Source organism: Pseudomonas peli, assembly GCF_900099645.1.
GTDB classification, from domain to species: domain Bacteria; phylum Pseudomonadota; class Gammaproteobacteria; order Pseudomonadales; family Pseudomonadaceae; genus Aquipseudomonas; species Aquipseudomonas peli.
This window is the reverse complement of sequence record NZ_FMTL01000006.1, coordinates 67,193-85,827: the sequence shown is the minus strand read 5'-3', so window position 1 is coordinate 85,827 and position 18,635 is coordinate 67,193. Positions and strand designations below refer to the sequence as shown.

At 61.7% G+C, this 18,635-nt stretch carries 11 protein-coding genes; 5 read left to right on the top strand and 6 right to left on the bottom strand.

Annotation, left to right across the window (positions count from 1 at the left end):
- Positions 1-89: 89 nt before the first annotated feature.
- Entirely contained in the window at positions 90-1,001 is a 912-nt protein-coding gene (locus tag BLO50_RS19815; RefSeq protein WP_090256006.1) for a glycerophosphodiester phosphodiesterase family protein, read from the top strand.
- Positions 1,002-1,993: 992 nt separating this feature from the next.
- Positions 1,994-2,950: a DUF808 domain-containing protein gene (locus BLO50_RS19810; protein WP_090256005.1), complete on the top strand. Its 957-nt coding sequence runs from the start codon at positions 1,994-1,996 to the stop codon at positions 2,948-2,950.
- Between the two features lie 40 nt (positions 2,951-2,990).
- On the opposite strand, the gene BLO50_RS19805 is transcribed toward BLO50_RS19810, so the two are convergent.
- From BLO50_RS19805 to BLO50_RS19780, 6 genes are all read right to left on the bottom strand, one after another.
- Positions 2,991-3,839, bottom strand: coding sequence for a mechanosensitive ion channel family protein (locus BLO50_RS19805; RefSeq protein ID WP_090256004.1), 849 nt, complete (start codon positions 3,837-3,839; stop codon positions 2,991-2,993).
- Between the two features lie 55 nt (positions 3,840-3,894).
- Positions 3,895-4,794 carry a transglutaminase family protein gene (locus tag BLO50_RS19800; RefSeq protein ID WP_090256003.1) on the bottom strand — a complete coding sequence of 300 codons (900 nt, stop codon included), beginning with the start codon at positions 4,792-4,794 and terminating at the stop codon, positions 3,895-3,897.
- Positions 4,791-7,283: a circularly permuted type 2 ATP-grasp protein gene (locus BLO50_RS19795; protein ID WP_090256044.1), complete on the bottom strand. Its 2,493-nt coding sequence runs from the start codon at positions 7,281-7,283 to the stop codon at positions 4,791-4,793. The genes BLO50_RS19800 and BLO50_RS19795 overlap by 4 nt, the downstream gene beginning before the upstream one ends.
- A gap of 183 nt (positions 7,284-7,466) precedes the next feature.
- Positions 7,467-10,757, bottom strand: coding sequence for a transglutaminase family protein (locus BLO50_RS19790; RefSeq protein ID WP_090256002.1), 3,291 nt, complete (start codon positions 10,755-10,757; stop codon positions 7,467-7,469).
- 356 nt (positions 10,758-11,113) lie between these two features.
- The gene (locus tag BLO50_RS19785) at positions 11,114-12,226 is read right to left on the bottom strand and encodes an SO2930 family diheme c-type cytochrome (protein WP_090256001.1); all 1,113 of its coding nucleotides are present in this window, start codon (positions 12,224-12,226) and stop codon (positions 11,114-11,116) included.
- On the bottom strand, positions 12,226-13,464 hold the full coding sequence (locus BLO50_RS19780) for a parallel beta-helix domain-containing protein (protein WP_090256000.1): 1,239 nt from the start codon (positions 13,462-13,464) through the stop codon (positions 12,226-12,228). The genes BLO50_RS19785 and BLO50_RS19780 overlap by 1 nt, the downstream gene beginning before the upstream one ends.
- A gap of 145 nt (positions 13,465-13,609) precedes the next feature.
- Here BLO50_RS19780 and BLO50_RS19775 point away from each other — a divergent pair, with 145 nt between their 5' ends.
- The 3 genes from BLO50_RS19775 (at position 13,610) to BLO50_RS19765 (ending at position 18,305) form a co-directional block, all read left to right on the top strand.
- Positions 13,610-13,786, top strand: coding sequence for a hypothetical protein (locus BLO50_RS19775; RefSeq protein WP_003244646.1), 177 nt, complete (start codon positions 13,610-13,612; stop codon positions 13,784-13,786).
- A gap of 60 nt (positions 13,787-13,846) precedes the next feature.
- Positions 13,847-16,801, top strand: coding sequence for a sensor histidine kinase (locus BLO50_RS19770; protein WP_090255999.1), 2,955 nt, complete (start codon positions 13,847-13,849; stop codon positions 16,799-16,801).
- 76 nt (positions 16,802-16,877) lie between these two features.
- Positions 16,878-18,305 carry a sigma-54-dependent transcriptional regulator gene (locus BLO50_RS19765; protein ID WP_090255998.1) on the top strand — a complete coding sequence of 476 codons (1,428 nt, stop codon included), beginning with the start codon at positions 16,878-16,880 and terminating at the stop codon, positions 18,303-18,305.
- Positions 18,306-18,635: the final 330 nt, after the last annotated feature.

The window sequence follows — 18,635 nt, the reverse complement described above, 5'->3', positions numbered from 1 at the left end:
CGCATTTCGCCTCTCGCCCAGCCGCCATGGCTTTGTCATAGTCGAGGCGTATTAAACCTCCTCTCCCTTGACTGCCCTGGACCCTGACCATGCTGCGCGTTGCCCGCTTTCTCTCTGTTCCACTGCTGTTACTGGCCATCGCCATCGGCGTACTGAGCCTGACCAGCACACCAGCCCAACCCGCCGCAGTGCTTAGCCGCTTTGCCGAACAACCGCTGGTGATTGCCCACCGCGGCGGCAAAGGCCTGTGGCCGGAGAACAGCCTGTTTGCCTTCGAGCGTGCCAGCGCGCTGGGCGTGGACATGCTGGAGATGGACCTGCACCTGTCCAGTGACAGTGAGCTGGTGGTGATCCACGACCGCACCCTGGATCGCACCACCAATGGCGAAGGCCCGGTTGCCGCGCTCAGCCTGGCGCAGCTGCAAGCACTGGACGCCGGCTACCGCTGGAGCGCCGATGGCGGCCAGAGCTACCCCTACCGTGGCCAGGGCGTGCGTATCCCGACCTTTACTGAGGTGCTCGAACGATTCCCCGATATCCCCAAGGTGATCGAGATCAAGGTGCCGGATGTCGGTATGGAAGCGCAGTTATGTGACGCCCTCACCGCCCACCAGCAACGCGACAAGGTGATTGTTGGCAGCTTCTATGACCGCAGCCTGCAGCTGTTCCGCGAACAGTGCCCGGGCGTGGCCACCTCCGCTGGCCCCGGCTCGGTGCGCCTGCTGGTGGCACTCAATTGGGTCGGCCTGGGCAACCTGCTGTCGCCCTCCTACCAGGCGCTGCAGATTCCCGAGGCCCACGATGGCCTGCACATTGCCAGCCCGAGCTTGCTCAAGACCGCCACACAACGTGGGCTGAATGTGCAGCTATGGACCATCAACGAACAGCCCGATATGCGCCGCCTGATTGATCTGGGGGCAAACGCACTGATCACCGATTACCCGGATCGTGCCTTGCAGGTGCTGGGGCGTTCGACCCAGATCAGCGCCCTAGAAGACTAAGAGCCTTTTACGATCTGCTGCGCGTCGGCCCTACTGCGTTGAAAACAGGCTCGGAATGCTCATTTACAGCTCGTAAACTCCGCTTCCTCGCCTGTTTTCGCCTTGCAGTGCTCTAGCTCGCGAGATCGTAGAAAGGCTCTGACCACTCGCCGCTGTATAAAAAACAACCTACCGCGTTCAGGCCACGTCCGCTGTGGCCTGAACGCATGCGTGCTCAGCTTATCCACAGGTCGCTCCACAGCAACCTGGGATAAGTTATCCACCGTGCGCCACAGCACTGCGACAAACCCTTGAAATAACGCGATTATTGCTTGACTCGGCAGAGCGTAAATGACGTATTTCGAGACTTCTACACGCTGCTTAAAAATCGATCAAAGGGCGAAAAACCAGGCTTTATAAGCCTTGCAGGCAGTCATACCAGAGTTATCAACAGCTCTACCCACAGTAGTCGTGGACAACTTCAGCGCTACCCCATAATGCCCTGAATAACCAGGCTAACCTGTTGTTTTAACGGTAAATAATTGACTGATCAAAAAGCGTACAAAGGCCGTAAGAAGCCACACGACTAGGCCTGCAAGCGCCTACGCCCACCTTATCCACAGTTCGCTCCACAGTCTTTGTGCACAACTAACTGTGCACCGCCGCAATGGCTGTGCATAACGCCAAAGCGGCTTCCGGCTATGACCCCAATCGAGACAATCAACAGCCCAGCAGCCGGGCACAGGCGTAACGTCACGCCACCAATCAAGGAGATACGCCCATGCCTCTCAATGACCTGTTACGCAGCCTGCTCGCTGCCTATGCCAGTGGCGCCAGTGGATCGTGCGGCAATAGCAGCGACTAACCCGTACCACCGTTTTTTCGTGCACTGCGGCAAAACTGGGTTTTCCGCCTATGGCTGATACGTGCTGACTCACGTATAAATCTGCGCACCGTCGCCTGCCCTTCTGCCAGGCGATTCGCCTCAGAAACCCAAGAAAGGAATCACTCGCATGGCCGGCGCTAGCCTATTAACCCTGCTTGATGACATCGCCGCCGTTCTCGACGATGTGGCGGTAATGACCAAAGTGGCGGCCAAGAAAACTGCCGGGGTACTCGGCGACGACCTGGCGCTGAACGCCCAGCAGGTCAGCGGCGTGCGGGCCGAACGGGAGCTGCCGGTGGTCTGGGCGGTGGCCAAGGGCTCGTTCAAGAACAAGCTGATTCTGGTGCCTGCTGCCCTGCTGATCAGTGCCTTTGCGCCCTGGGCGGTAACGCCGCTGCTGATGTTTGGCGGCGCCTTCCTCTGCTACGAAGGCTTCGAGAAACTCGCGCACAAGTTCCTCCACAGCAAGGCCGATAATCAGGCGCAGCATCAAGAACTACTGCAGGCCGTGGCCGACCCCGAAGTGGACATGCTGGCGTTCGAGAAGGACAAGATCAAAGGCGCGATCCGCACCGACTTTATCCTCTCGGCAGAAATCATCGCCATCACCCTTGGCACCGTGGCCCTGGCCAGTTTCGGCAAGCAGGTCGCGGTGCTTTCGGGTATCGCTCTGCTGATGACAGTCGGGGTTTATGGCCTGGTGGCGGGTATCGTCAAGCTGGATGACGCCGGCCTCTATCTCAATCAGCGTGGTGGTGAAGGCCTGGGCGGCCGCCTGCAACGCAGCATCGGTCGCGGCATTCTGTTTACCGCGCCCTATATGATGAAAACCCTGTCGATTCTCGGCACCGCAGCGATGTTTATGGTCGGCGGCGGCATCCTCACCCACGGCGTACATGCTGCGCAGGCGTGGATCGACCAGATGGCGCAGAGCGTGGCGGCCAGCAGCGGCCTGCTCGCGGCCTTGCTGCCAACCCTGCTGAATGCCGTCGCCGGAATCATCGCCGGCGCCGTTGCCCTACTGCTGGTCAGCCTGGCGACTCGCCTCTGGAAAGCCGTGAAACCGAACAAGGCGCACGCCTGATCCAGCGCCGGCCGCCTCCCCCAGCGGCCGGCATCCTCTGTTACCCCGCCTGCTGCATGATCACCGTCTGCGCCGGCATCGGCGCCGGGAAGCCGCCTTCACCGAGGGCATCCTTGATCATCTTGTTGCTATCGAAATACACCTGCCAGTAATGGTCGGTGTGGCAATACGGACGCACCGCCAGCACCGGGCCGACCAGATTGAACTCGATAATTTCCACATCCACTGCCGGCTCTTTCAGCACGTTGGCAATGCCCCCGATACGCTCCTTGAGCAGCGCCGCAGCGGCTTTGTAGTCCGCCGCGCCGGACAGCTGCGCCTGCAGATCAACCCGGCGAAACGCGTTATGGCTGAAGTTCTGGATGTTGTCGGAGAAGATCTTGTTGTTACCCACCAGGGTCATCACGTTATCCGGCGTATTGATCGCGGTGACGAACAGGCCGATCTCGGTGACGGTGCCGGTCACCCCACCCGCGCTGATAAAGTCGCCGACCTTGAACGGCCGCAGCACGATAATAAAACCACCCGCCGCCAGGTTGGCCAACAGCCCCGACCAGGCCATGCCGATGGCCAGGCCGACCGCCGCAATCAGTGCCGCCAGGCTGGTGGTTTGCACGCCGAAGTAGCCGAGAATGCCGATGACCAGAATGATGTTGAGGGTCACCGAGATAAAGTTGCCGACATAGCGCAGCACCGTCGGATCGACCCGCTGCTGACCCAGGGCACGCTGCACCATGCAGACGGCAAAACCGATCAGCCAGCGGCCGATCACCCAGAAGGCAATTGCCGAGATGATCTTGATGGCAAACGCCGCGCCGTACTGCGCGACCAGGTTGTAGAGATCGGCAACTTTTTCGGTGCCGAGATTAATCAGGTTGGTTTCTTCCATGGCGCAGCTCCAGTAAGTGTTCACTGGAAAACGCTAGCACGCCGTTACATAAGCGCTAGATCGCGGGGATTGGCAGCACGGTCACCTGTACCTCGGGGTCATGGCTGCCGCCGCCAAGAATCACCCCACGCAGCGGTGAGACATCGGCAAAATCGCGGCCCCAGGCCAGGGTGATATGTTCCAGCGCCGGTCGAACATTGTTGGTCGGGTCGAAATCCACCCAGCCCTGCTGCGGGCAGAACACCGAGACCCAGGCATGCGAGGCATCGGCGCCGATCAGTCGGGGCTGGCCGGGCGGTGGCTGGGTCAGCAGGTAGCCACTGACATAGCGCGCCGAAAGGCCCATAGAGCGCAGACAGGCAAGCATCAGGTGGGCAAAGTCCTGGCACACACCGCGGCGCTCCTCCAGCACCTGCAGCAGCGGCGTGGCCACCTGGGTCGCCGCCGCATCAAAGCTGAACTCGGCAAAGATCTTCTGCATCAGCCCGTCCACCGCCGCCAGCAACGGCCGGCCGGGGCTAAAGCAATCCGCCGCATACTCGGCAAACACCTGCTTGAGGTGCACATAAGGCGACTCGAAACGAAAACGCGTCGCCTCCAGCACCCCAGGCAGTAACGCCTGACCGCTGTAGCGCAGCGCCGTGCAGGCCTCTTCCCAGGGCGGTGACGCCTGCAGATCCAACGCTGGGCGCGCCAACACTTCGACCTGTAGCCGCGCGCTGACTTTGAGTTCGTCATGCGGGCGCTCGAACACCAGGCGGGTCAGCGGGTTGCCGAACACATCAAGCGCATCCTGGCGCTGGCACGGCTGCGGGCTGACCAGCAGTTGCTGTTCATGGTTGCGTTGCCAGGGGCAAGCCCGTGGCCACAGGTGCGCCAGCTGCTGAGCCAGCGACACCGGGCTGGCGTAGCGGTAATGGGTGTCGTGAAGTATCTGGTAGAAGGCGCTGCTCATGAGGATTGCGTCCGCTGGCTGGCGTCGACATGCACAAAGAAGCGCAAGCCTAAACGGTCGGAGATGTCCGCACTGGCCTGGCTGATGCTTTCCAGCAGCCCAGACAAACCATCCAGCACCTCCTGCACGCTGGCCGCGCCAAACAGTGGATTCTCCAAGCTGGCCAGACTAAAGCGCGCCAACTGCCCTTCCAGGTGTTTCAGCCGGCGCTCGCTGGGCAGCTCGAAACGCTCGCCCAGGCGCGCCAGCGAGCGCAGCAGGGTGCGCACCTGAAACAGCACGGCATGCGGGTTCTGCTCATCCAGCAGCAACAGGTCGAGCACCGGAATCAGCTGCGCGGAAGCCAGGTAACGGGTGCGGTAGGTGATGCTGCTGTTACCCAGTTCCAGCAGCCACTCCAGCGCCGACTGATCCTGCGCCGCGCTACTGGTGAGGAAGTTGGCCAGGCTGTCGCAGAGAAACTGCAGACGCTCGATGCAGCGGCCGATCATCAGAAAACGCCAGCCGTCGTCACGGGTCATGTCATCCAAAGCAAAGCCTGAGAGCGCCGCCAGCGACAGCAGCAGGCGGTCAAGAAAATCCAGTAACTCGCCGAAATCGGCCTGCTCGCTGCTCAACCCCTGGGCCTCGCGCTGTAATTCGAGCAGGGCCTGCCAGTTGGCCTGGGACAGCTTGCCGCGCACGCTGCCGGCCACCCACTGCAAACGCTGCAGATTGCCACGTAGGCTGCCCTGCCAGTCCTCACCCAGCAGCGCTTCAAGCAGACGCTGCTGCAGTTCGCCGCTGTCGGCATCCGGCAGCAGACCCAAGCTTTCAGCCAGGCTCAGGGCGGTTTGCAGCGCCTGCGGGTCATCGTCGTCATCGACATAGCGCGCCAGCATGATGCGCAGCAGGCGCGCACCGTCCTCGCAGCGTTCGCTGTAGCGGCCAAACCAGTAGAGGTTTTCCACCACCCGCGAAGGCAAATAAGGGTCACTGCGCACCAGATCGGCCACGCCCAGCGGGCGCAACCATTGCCAGGGTTCGCCGCCGGCATGCCGTTCACCGAGCACCCAGGTGTCCTTGCTGGCACCGCCGCGCTGCATCGACACCACTTCGGCGTCGGCTTCGGCGGCTACCCGGGTCAGGCCGCCGGGCATGACCCGGTAACCCTCGGCACTCGCCACGGCAAATACCCGCATGCCGATGGCGCGCGGCGCCAGTTGGCCTTCTTCAGGCTGCCAGACCGGTGCCTGCGACAGCTGCGCCAGCGCCTGGGCGACATAGGCATAAGGCCGCGCCTTGAGGCGTTCGGCCAACTCGGCGCGCTGCGCTTCATCCAAATCACGGCCAAACACCGGGGCAAAACTCTGCGAGGGAAAGCTGGCGCGCACCAGCAACTCGTCGAGCTGTTCCAGGGCCTTGTCCAGCACCGGCGGCTCGCCGCACCACCAACTGGCGACACTCGGCAGCAGCAGTTCTTCGCCAAGAAGTTTTTCCGCAATGGCCGGCAGAAAGCCCGGCAAACCTGGGGACTCCAGCACACCGCTGCCGAGGGCATTGGCCACCAGCACATTGCCCTGGCGCACCGCTTCGAGCAGGCCAGGCACGCCGAGGGCCGAGTCGGTGCGCAGCTCCAGCGGGTCGCAGAAGTCATCATCCAGGCGGCGCAGTACCGCATGCACGCGGCGTAGGCCGGCCAGGGTCTTCAGATAGACCTTGGCATCGCGCACGGTCAGATCGCTGCCTTCCACAAGCGGGTAACCGAGCTGACGCGCCAGGTACAGGTGCTCAAAATAACTCTCGTTGAAACGCCCAGGGGTGAGCAGCACCACCAGCGGCGTTTCACTGCCGGCCGGGGCCTGGCGCGCCAGGGTGTCCTGCAGGGTGCGGAAGAAACCGGCCAGGTATTGCACGCGCAGATCGCGGTACAGCTCGGGAAAAGCACGGGAGACGATCTGCCGGTTTTCCAGGGCATAACCCGCGCCAGACGGCGCCTGGGTACGATCGGCGGTGACCCACCAGCGGCCATCCGGGGCGCGGGCCAGATCCACCGCATACAGGTGCAGATAAGTGCCGCCGGGCGGCTGCACACCCTGACAGGGCCACAGGTAGTTGTTGTGGCCAAACACCAGCTCAGCCGGCAACAGCCCGTCGGCAAGCAGTTGCTGTGGGCCATACAGGTCGGCCAGCACGGCATTCAGTAAACCGGCCCGCTGCGCCACGCCGGCGGCGATCTGCTGCCATTCTTCGGCCGGAATCAGATTGGGCAGCAGGTCCAGCTCCCACGGCCGGTCGGCGCCATCGGGGTCGGCGTAAACGTTGTAGGTGACCCCATTTTCCTGAATCTGCCGCGCCAGCAGAGCCTGGCGCTGCGCCAGCTGCGCCGGGCTGCTGCGCTGCAAACGCTCCAGCAACAGGCGCCAGTGCGGACGCACCTGACCGTCTGCGTCGAACAGTTCATGGTAAGCCCCTAGTGTCAGGGGGTAGTCGGCAAGCAGGTCGGGCATGGCAGGCTCGGCAGTGGCAAGGCAATACGGCATTACGCTCCCCTCTCCCATTTATGGGAGAGGGGCCGGGGGAGAGGGCTGAAAACACCGCGAAGCTACAAGTTTTCCCCTCTCCCTAACCCTCTCCCCAAAGGGGCGAGGGGACTGGTCGCGGCAGCCTTCATTCAAGTGAGCAACATTACGTCAAACAAGGCGCAGATCCAGGGTCATGGGCAGTTCATTATTGTTGATTGGCGCCAATATTGGACGCTTGCCTGGGCTATGGCCTAGGCGGAAGAAGCGCGCCAGACGCCGACTCTCCGCCTCATAGGCGTTTACCGGCAGGCTGTCGTAGTTGCGTCCGCCGGGATGGGCGACATGATACTGGCAACCGCCGAGGGAGCGGCTCATCCAACTGTCCACTAGGTCGAAGACCAGCGGCGCATGTACTTCGATGGTCGGGTGCAGGCAGTTGGCCGGCTGCCAGGCGCGGAAACGCACGCCGCCAACAAACTCGCCGACCTTGCCGGTAGGCCGCAACGGCACCGGCACGCCATTGCAGGTCAGCACATAGCGGTCACTCGGCAGGCCACTGAGTTTGACCTGCATGCGCTCCAGCGAGGAGTCGACATAGCGCACCGTGCCGCCGCCCCCGCCCTCCTCGCCCAGCACATGCCAGGGTTCCAGGGCCTGACGCAGTTCCAGCTCGATGCCCTTGACGCTGAAATCGCCGGATTTGGGAAAGCGGAACTCGAAGTGCGGAGCAAACCACTCGCTGTGCAGGCGATAGCCGCAGCCGTCCAGCTCCTGCAACACGTCGGCAAAATCCTGCTCGATAAAGTGCGGCAGCAGGTAGCGGTCATGCAGCTCGGTGCCCCAGCGCACCAGCCGCGCGGGCTTGTAGGGTTCACGCCAGAAACGGGCGATCAGCGCGCGAATCAACAGCTGCTGGGCCAGGCTCATCTGCGCATGGGGCGGCATCTCGAAGGCGCGCAGCTCCAGCAGACCAAGGCGCCCTGAGGCCGAGTCCGGCGAGTACAGCTTGTCGATACAGAACTCGGAGCGATGGGTGTTACCGGTCACATCCACCAGCAGGTTGCGCAGCAGGCGGTCGACCAGCCAGGGCTGGCAGTCGCGACCCACTTCAGGCATCTGCGCGAAGGCGATTTCCAGCTCGTACAGCGCATCGTTACGCGCCTCATCGATACGCGGCGCCTGGGAGGTCGGGCCGATAAACAGGCCACTGAACAGGTAGGACAGCGACGGATGGTTGTGCCAATAGCTGATCAGGCTGCGCAGCAGGTCCGGGCGCCGCAGAAACGGCGAATCAGCCGGCGTCGCACCGCCGAGGACAAAGTGGTTGCCGCCGCCGGTGCCGGTGTGGCGTCCGTCGATCATAAATTTCTCGCTGGAAAGGCGGCACTCGCGCGCCTGCTCGTAGAGAAACTCGGTGCGTTCGACCAGCTCATCCCAACTGGCGGCCGGGTGGATATTCACCTCGATCACGCCGGGGTCCGGAGTCACCCGGAAGAACTGCAGGCGCGGGTCCAGCGGCGGCTCATAACCTTCCAGTAGCACCGGGCATTTCAGTTCGGCGGCGGTGGCTTCGATGGCGGCCACCAATTCCAGGTAATCCTCCAGGCGCACCAGCGGCGGCATAAACAGATAGAGCTTGCCCTCGCGCGGTTCGGCGCACAGCGCGGTACGTACCACGGCGGCGGCCGACTGACCCGACAGCGGACGCTTGCCCGCGCCGTTCTGGCTACCCGGCCAGACGCCACGCAGCTGCGGTTTGATCTGCGCCGCAGCCGGTAACGGGGCGAACACCTGGCTGGGGTCTTCCGGGGTGACGTAGGGATAATCGGCTTCGCTGACCCAGGGCTGGGAATCCAGCGGCAGCCGGTAGCCCATCGCCGAATCGCCCGGTATCAGCCGGCAATGCTCATCACGCAAGAACCAGCTGCCACTCTGCCAGCCCAGCTGCTTGGCCTGCCGGGCCAAAGGCAGGATATGCCCGACTACTTTATCCAGCCCCTGCTCAAACACCTTACGCAGGCGCTCGCGCTCCAGCGGGTCAGCCAGGCGTGGGTCTTCGGCGGTGACGTTGATTGGCAGCTTGCGCTCGCGCCACAGATAGTAGAAGCGGTCCTCATAGGCCGGCACGCAATATTTAGCGTCCACGCCCAGGCGTTCGGCGAGCAGGGTGAGAAAGTCTGCGGCCTTGGCCGCATCGACGCCGTAGTCTTTTTGCTCATCGGCATACAGCGCCGGGTTGTGCCAGATCGGCTCGCCGTCACGCCGCCAGTAGGCATTCAGCGACCAGCGCGGCAGCTGCTCACCGGGGTACCACTTGCCCTGGCCGAAATGCACCAGCGCTTGCGGCGCATAGTGCTCGCGCAGGCGATGGAACAGGTCGGTGGCCAGGCGGCGCTTGTTCGGCCCCAGGGCAGCGGTGTTCCATTCCGCATCGTCGGGGTAATCGAGGGCAACAAAGGTCGGTTCGCCGCCCATGGTCAGGCGCACGTCCTGAGCCTCCAGGTCGCCGTCGATCTTCTGCCCGAGCGCGACAATCGCCTGCCATTGCTCATCGCTGTATGGCTTGCTGACGCGCGGCGCTTCCCAGATACGCTCGACCCACATCTCGTGGCTGAACTCGCATTCGCTCTCATCCACGCCGCCACTGATCGGCGCCGCCGAGGACGGTTCGGGGCTGCAGGCCAGGGGAATATGGCCTTCACCGGCGAACAAGCCGCTGGTGGGGTCCAGGCCAATCCAGCCGGCGCCGGGCAGGTAGACCTCACACCAGGCATGCAGGTCGGTGAAATCCACCTCGGTGCCGGAGGGGCCGTCGAGAGATTTCACATCGGCTTTCAGCTGAATCAGGTAGCCGGAAACAAAGCGCGCCGCCAGGCCCAGGTGGCGGAACAGCTGCACCAGCAGCCAGGCCGAGTCGCGGCAGGAGCCGGAGCCTTTCTCCAGGCTTTCTTCCGGAGTCTGCACGCCCGGCTCAAGTCGAATCAGGTAGCTGATATCGGTGGAAAGGCGCTGGTTCAGCGCCACCAAAAAATCCACGCTCGGCAGCGGCGTACGCTCGATGCTGGCCAGGTATTTGGCGAAAAGTTTGCCGGCCGGCAGCTTGACCAAATAAGGCGCCAGCTCCAGCTGCTCGCCCTCGGTATAGGCGAAAGGGATTTTCTCAGCGTAAGGCTCAAGGAAAAAATCGAAGGGGTTGAACACCGCCATTTCGGCGACCAGATCGACCTCGATCTTCAGCTCGCGGGTCTTCTCCGGAAACACTAGGCGCGCCAGGTAGTTGCCCTGAGGGTCCTGCTGCCAGTTGATAAAGTGCTCGCCCGGTTCGACCTTCAACGCGTAGGACAGAACCCGGGTACGGCTGTGCGGTGCAGGACGCAGGCGCACGACCTGCGGGCCAAGATTGACCGCGCGGTCATAGCGATAGTGGCTGACATGGTGCAAGGCGATATGAATCGACACAGCGGGCCTCCTGCGAACCTGGGCGATAACCAGGCAGCGCAAGACTTATGCCAGTGATCCAAGCCAGCACTGGCGCGGCCTGGCGCATTCACCCACCACTGACGCGCACCACAACAGGGCCAGCCATGCCCCACACCTGCCGCAGCGCACGAAAACAGGTCGCGCCGTTCCTAGAGCCTGCTCAAGGGCTCGCGAGCTAGAGCCATGCAAGGCGCTACGTTAGTAACAGCCTCCGACTGGTCAAAACAGGCGAGGAAGCGGACTGGGCTCGCACACGAGTTTACTTTTGTAAATGAGCATTCCGAGCCTGTTTTTAACGCATCAGGGCCGACGCGCAGCAGCCTTTGAGCAAGCTCTCAGCAATCCCCTTGCAGGCTGGCAACCCACCGCTGCAGTACGTCCACGCCTTCGGCATGCATAGCAGAGCGACCCAGCTCCGGCATCATGATGCTGGGGTCGACACTTTCCACGCGAAACAGCAGCACCGACTTATCCGGCTGGCCCGGGTGAATATCCACCAGGCGATCACCGGAACCTTTGCCCGCCGCCACCGGCTGCTTGCACAAGCCATAACTGATGCCGATGGCCGTGGCCGGGTCGAGCAGCAGGCCCGAGGTACGCCCTGGGCCCTTGGGGTTGTGACAGTGGCTGCAGTTGGCGTCTAGGTAACTGCGCGCCTGTTTTTCCAGGCTTTCGCCAGCGCGCGGCGTCGGCCATAACGCGTTCTGCGGCACGCCCTGCAACTCGGCCGGCACACCCTGCAAACGACCCTGCTGCTGCCAATGCTGCAACTGGTTATGCATGCCGTCGGCGTAAGCAAAATCCTTGTTCAGATGGCGCGCCTTCGGCCCCAGCGGATTGACGCCCTGCCCTGCGGTTTCTTCATGGCAACCAGCACACTGGTTGGCATCCGGCACCTGATAGGCAACTGCCTGAGTCTTACCCTCGGCATTCAGCAGGCTCAACTCGCGGCTGTCACCCGCCCATTCAAGATGCGCCTCTTGTTGCTGTTCATCCCACACATAGGGCAACGCTACCCAGCCCTCCTGCTGTTTCAGCAGGATGCGCGTCTCGATCAACTGCACCCGCGCCAGCTCCAGGCCACGCTGCGGATCGCGATCATCCCGCTCGTTAAGCAGCAAGCGGCCCTGGGCGTCCTTGGTGTAGTAGAAGGTCTTGCTCAGTACTGTGCCAACTGGGTAGTCGAAGTGCGCCTCGCCATAACTCGCCGCCGTATCTGCTGGCATCCAGACGGTACGCAGCTTGTGTGCGTAGTCGGTAAACAGCGGGGTATTCAGGTCATAGGGCAAGGCCTCGGCAACCGGCGCGATAAAGCCGTCTGCGCGTTGCAGCATGCCCCACTCGCTGAGTGTTTCTGGGTAGTTGTCACCTTGCGGCAAGTACAGCGGCGCCGGCTGCTGCTCGCAGCCGGCGAGGAGCAGCAGCGCTCCCAGCAACAGACGATGCATCAGGCCCCCTGGTCGGCATCAGCCGAGGCCAGTTTGACGGCAGGCAATGGCGGCAGGCTGCAACGGTAGTCGGTCATATCGGTGCTGATGTTTTTGTAGTTGTTCGGCCCGTCGACGTTGATCATCCCCGCCTCGCCGTTATTGATGCAGATCGCCCGGTCCGCCGGCAGCTTGCCGTCCACCAGAATGTCGAGGTTGACGTAACCGTCCCAGAGAATATCCGGCAGGCGGCCATTCAAACCGAACTGGCTGACCTTTAGCGCTTTCAACTCCAGGTGATCAGGGCTGTCGCCGGCTGGGCCGAATCGGTTGCCATGGATATGAATACCTTCCGGGTAAGGGTCGAAACTCTCCGCTGTGGAGAGATCGGTATAGCCGGTACTGAAGTAGCTGCTGATGATCACGTTGGCGGTCTTGTGGTCGCCAATGTCGTTGTCGAACACCTCAACATCATCGTTGGAGTTGATCACCACGCCGGAACCTGCCGGCACGCTGGCCACCGGCGTGCCCTTGTGGCCGAAGTTCTTGTGGTTATTGCCCTCGATCTTGTTGCGGAACACCCGCGTCACCCGCCCGGCCTGCGGCAGGTTGGGCATGTTGAACACCAGAATGCCGCCGGTGTTACCGGTGGCGACGTTGTCATACACGTCCGCGTCGATGGTGTTTTCGATCTCGATCCCGGCGACATTGCGCTCGGCACGGCTGTTGCGCACCACCACGTTGCGCGACTGGCCGACATAGATACCGGCATCCGATGCGCCGATGGCCACCGCGCCGTCGATCAGGGTGTTCTCGGTCTGCACCGGGTAGATGCCATAAGCGCCGTTCTCGGTGGCCGGGCCGTTGGTCCACTCGGTGCGCACACGGCGGATGATGATGTTCTTGCCGCCCACCACTTTCAGCGAATCACCCAAGGTGTCCTCGAAGGCGATGTCTTCAATGGTGAAATCCGAAGCGTCCACCAGCAGGCCTTCGGCGCCGGACTTCTGCCCCTTGAAGCTCAAGATGGTCTTGTCCATACCCGCACCCTTGATGGTCACGCCACTGACTTTCAGGCTCAGGCTGCGGTCGAGCTGGTAGGTGCCGGCAGGAATCTCAATCACGCTGCCGGGCTTGGCCTTGATCAGCTGAGTTTGCAGGTCTTTCTGGAAATCCAGATCGGCCACCGGGGCTGGTTCTTCGCTGCAGGCAGCTAGCAGCACGGACAGGGCAAGCACGGAAAGCGGGGCAAGGCGCATGGCAATCTCCAGCATTATTCTTATTAAGTGGAACGATAGTACCAACTAATAAGGAAAAGCCAAGCCCTGCGCACGCCGGCCGACCAATAGCCCAGAGCAGCATGCATCCGTTACCATCGCCGGCAATTAAGCGAAGAGATGCGGCATGTATATCTACCGATTGGTGCTGATCCTGGTGGTGGGAATCTACCTGTTCTCCCCGGCCATCATGGACTGGTGGATCGACCCCAATGGGGCCTGGTACCGCCCCTACCTGCTGTGGCTGATCCTCATCGTCGTGACCTTCATTCTGCAGAGTCAGCGTGATGCCGATGAACTCTGACCTGCTGCGGCGCAACCTGCGTGACCGCGTCTTAACCTTCTTCGCTTCAGAGCCAACGTGATGCTAACGAGCTTTAGCCTGAGCCAGCTGATTCTGATCAGCGCCGCCTACCTTCTTATCCTGTTCGGCGTGGCCTGGATCAGTGAGCACGGCCTGATTCCGCGCTGGATAATTCGCCATCCACTGACCTACACCCTGTCGCTCGGCGTCTATGCCAGTGCCTGGGCCTTCTACGGCACAGTGGGGCTGGCCTATCAGTATGGGTATGGCTTCCTCGCCAGTTACCTGGGGGTGTCCGGGGCATTTCTACTGGCGCCGGTACTGCTCTACCCGATTCTGCGCATCACCCGAACTTACCAGCTGTCATCGTTGGCCGACCTGTTTGCCTTTCGGTTTCGCAGCACCTGGGCCGGTGCCCTGACCACGGTGTTTATGCTGATCGGCGTACTGCCGCTGCTGGCCCTGCAGATTCAGGCAGTAGCGGACTCCATCGGCATCCTCACCCGCGAGCCAGTGCAGGAGCGCGTGGCGCTGGCCTATTGCGGGCTGATCATTCTGTTCACCATTTTGTTCGGCGCCCGGCATATCGCCACCCGCGAAAAGCATGAAGGCCTGGTGTTCGCCATCGCCTTTGAGTCGGTGGTCAAACTGGTGGCGATCAGCGCCATCGGCCTGTATGCCCTGTACGGTGTGTTCGACGGTCCGCAGGACCTGCAATCGTGGCTGGTGCAGAACCAGTCCTCGCTGACAAGCCTGCACACGCCGCTGCAGGAAGGCCCCTGGCGCACCTTGTTGCTGGTGTTCTTCGCCTCGGCGATCGTCATGCCGCACATGTACCACATGACCTTTACCGAGAACCTCAACCCGCGCGCCATGGTCAGCGCCAGCTGGGGCCTACCGCTGTTTCTGCTGCTGATGAGCTTGGCGGTGCCGCTGATTCTCTGGGCCGGTCTCAAGCTGGGTGCGACCACCAACCCGGAATACTTCACCCTCGGCGTCGGCATCGCGGTGAATAGCCAGACCCTAGCGCTGATCGCCTATGTCGGCGGCCTGTCGGCTTCCAGCGGGTTGATCATCGTCACCACCCTGGCGCTGTCCGGCATGGTGCTCAACCATGTGGTGTTGCCGCTCTACCAACCACCGTCGGAAGGCAATATCTATCGCTGGTTGAAGTGGACACGGCGCGCACTGATCCTGCTGGTGATCATGGCCGGCTACGGCTTCTATTTACTGCTCGGTGCTGAACAGGACCTGGCCAACCTCGGCATCGTCGCCTTCGTCGCCACCCTGCAATTCCTCCCCGGCGTTCTGTCGGTGTTGTACTGGCCCGCCGCCAATCGCAAAGGGTTTATTGCCGGCTTGCTGGCGGGGATCGCCGTCTGGGTGGTGAGCATGCTGTTGCCGATGCTCGGCAACCTGCAGGGCTTGTATCTGCCCTGGTTCAACGTCATTTATGTGCTGGATGACAGCAGTTGGCACCTGGCCGCCATCGGCTCATTGGCCGCTAACGTGCTGGTGTTCACTCTGGTGTCACTGTTCACCGAAGCCAGCCCGGAAGAAAAGAGCGCCGCAGAAGCCTGCGCTGTAGATAACGTGCGCCGCCCGCAACGCCGTGAACTGCTGGCCGCTTCGCCACAGGAATTTGCCGCGCAACTGGCCAAACCCCTGGGTGCCAAGACCGCCCAGCACGAGGTGGAGCAAGCCCTGCGCGACCTGCATTTGCCGTTCGATGAAGGTCGCCCTTATGCCCTGCGCCGCCTGCGTGATCGCATCGAAGCCAACCTGTCCGGTCTGATGGGCCCCAGCGTGGCCCAGGACATCGTCGAAACCTTCCTGCCCTATAAAGCCGGCAGCGAAACCTACGTCACCGAGGACATCCACTTTATCGAGAACCGCCTCGAGGACTACCACTCGCGCCTCACCGGTCTCGCCGCCGAACTCGACACCCTGCGCCGCTATCACCGCCAGACCCTGCAGGAACTGCCGATGGGCGTTTGCTCGTTGGCCAAGGATCAGGAGATTCTGATGTGGAACAAGGCCATGGAAGAACTCACCGAAATTCCCGCGCAGCGTGTGGTCGGCTCACGCCTGAACACTTTGGCCGAGCCCTGGCGTGGGCTGCTGGAGCGGTTTATCGAACTGCCCGACGAACACTTGCACAAACAGCGCCTGGCCTTGGACGGCCAAACGCGCTGGCTCAACCTGCACAAAGCGGCCATCGACGAGCCACTGGCCCCCGGCAACAGCGGCCTGGTACTGCTGGTTGAAGACCTCACCGAAACGCAGATGCTGGAAGACAAGCTCGTGCACTCCGAGCGACTCGCCTCCATTGGTCGTCTGGCTGCCGGCGTGGCACATGAGATCGGCAACCCGATCACCGGCATCGCCTGCCTGGCGCAGAACCTGCGCGAAGAACGCGAAGGTGACCCCGAGCTGACCGAGATCAGCGAGCAGATCATCGAGCAGACCAAGCGCGTGTCGCGCATCGTTCAATCGCTGATGAGCTTTGCCCATTCCGGCAGCCACCAGCACAGCGAGGAGCCGGTGTGTCTGGCCCAGGTGGCGCAGGATGCGATTGCCCTGCTGGCGCTCAACCGGCGCAGCGTCGAAGTGCAGTTTTTCAATCTTTGCGACTCCGATCATTGGGTGGTGGGTGACCCGCAACGCCTGGCTCAGGTGCTGATCAACCTGCTGTCCAACGCCCGCGATGCCTCACCGCCGGGCAGCGCGATCCGGGTCAAAAGCGAACGTTTCGAGCACACCGTCGACCTGATCGTCGAGGACGAAGGCAGCGGTATTCCCAAGGCAATCATCGACCGCTTGTTCGAACCTTTCTTCACCACCAAGGACCCGGGCAAAGGTACGGGACTGGGCCTTGCACTGGTCTATTCGATCGTGGAAGAGCATTATGGACAGATAACAATCGACAGCCCGGCCGACCCCGAGCTTCAACGCGGCACCCGCATTAGGGTCAGCCTGCCGAGGCATGTCGAGGCGACGTCCATAGCGACTTAAACCAGCTACCAGCGAGCATGCCTGCCAGGCCCTTTAGCCCAGCGGCATGCCCCGAGACCGTCGAGAGACCGAATTGATGCCTCATATTTTGATCGTCGAAGACGAAACTATTATCCGCTCTGCCTTGCGTCGTCTGCTGGAACGTAACCAATACGAAGTCAGTGAAGCGGGCTCGGTGCAGGAAGCGCAAGAGCGCTTCAGCATCCCCAGCTTCGACCTGATCGTCAGCGACCTGCGCTTACCGGGCGCACCCGGCACTGAGCTGATCAAGCTCGGCCAGGGCACGCCGGTGCTGATCATGACCAGCTACGCCAGCCTGCGTTCGGCGGTCGACTCGATGAAAATGGGCGCGGTGGATTACATCGCCAAACCCTTTGACCACGACGAAATGCTCCAGGCCGTCGCGCGCATCCTGCGCGATCACCAGCAGGCCAAGAGCGCTCCAGCCCCCGCCACCGGCACAACAAAAGCCAGCGCCGAAAAGGTGGTGGACAACAGTAACGGCGAAATAGGCATCATCGGCTCCTGTGCGGCTATGCAGGAGATGTACAGCAAGATCCGCAAGGTCGCGCCTACAGACTCCAACGTGCTGATTCAGGGCGAGTCCGGTACCGGTAAAGAGCTGGTCGCCCGCGCTCTGCACAACCTTTCACGCCGTGCCAAAGCGCCGCTGATTTCAGTGAACTGCGCCGCCATCCCCGAATCGCTGATCGAGTCCGAGCTATTCGGCCATGAGAAAGGCGCCTTTACTGGCGCCAGCGCCGGCCGAGCGGGTTTGGTCGAAGCCGCTGACGGCGGCACTTTGTTCCTTGATGAAATCGGTGAACTGCCTCTGGAGGCCCAGGCACGCCTGCTGCGCGTACTGCAGGAAGGCGAAATCCGCCGGGTCGGCTCGGTGCAATCACAGAAGGTCGATGTGCGCTTGATCGCCGCGACTCACCGTGACTTGAAAAGCCTGTCGAAGATTGGCCAATTTCGCGAAGACCTGTATTACCGCCTGCATGTGATTGCCCTCAAACTGCCCGCACTGCGTGAGCGCGGCGCTGACGTAAGTGAAATCGCCCGCGCCTTCCTGGTGCGCCAAAGTACCCGCCAAGGCCGTCCGGAATTGAGCTTTGCTGCCGATGCTGAACAAGCGATTCGCCATTACCCCTGGCCGGGTAACGTGCGTGAACTAGAAAACGCCATCGAACGCGCAGTGATTCTCTGTGAAGGCAATAGCATCTCGGCCGAACTACTGGGCATCGATATTGAACTGGATGACCTGGAAGACGACTTCACCGGCCTGCCCGCACAAAGCGGCGGCCTGGGGCATGAGCCGAGCGAACCCACTGAAGACCTGTCGTTGGAGGATTACTTCCAGCACTTCGTTCTCGAGCACCAGGACCATATGACCGAGACCGAACTGGCACGCAAACTCGGCATCAGCCGCAAATGTTTGTGGGAGCGCCGCCAGCGCCTCGGTATCCCACGGCGCAAATCTTCAGGGGCAACCGCGGGCTAGAGCGGCGCGCCAAGGTGACAGATGCGCCCGCAAGAGGTTCCCTCTCCTGTTACCCCTTCAACACTTAGTAACAAAAGCCGGGTCTTACGGTAACGAGAACCCGGCTTTTTTGTGCCGCACCGCGCCTCACACAAACAATCAAGCCGTTGATTTTAAAGGGATTTAAAAAACTGGCACGGGGTATGCTTTAGAGTCAGCACAACAACAATAACAAAACGTTCCAACCCTAATAAAAATAAGACGTACCGACTCCAGCATAATAAAAACAACAACGCGGAGGCGCAGCTAACTGATTCTTTTGGAAAGGAATTGCCGTTGGGGTACGCCCCA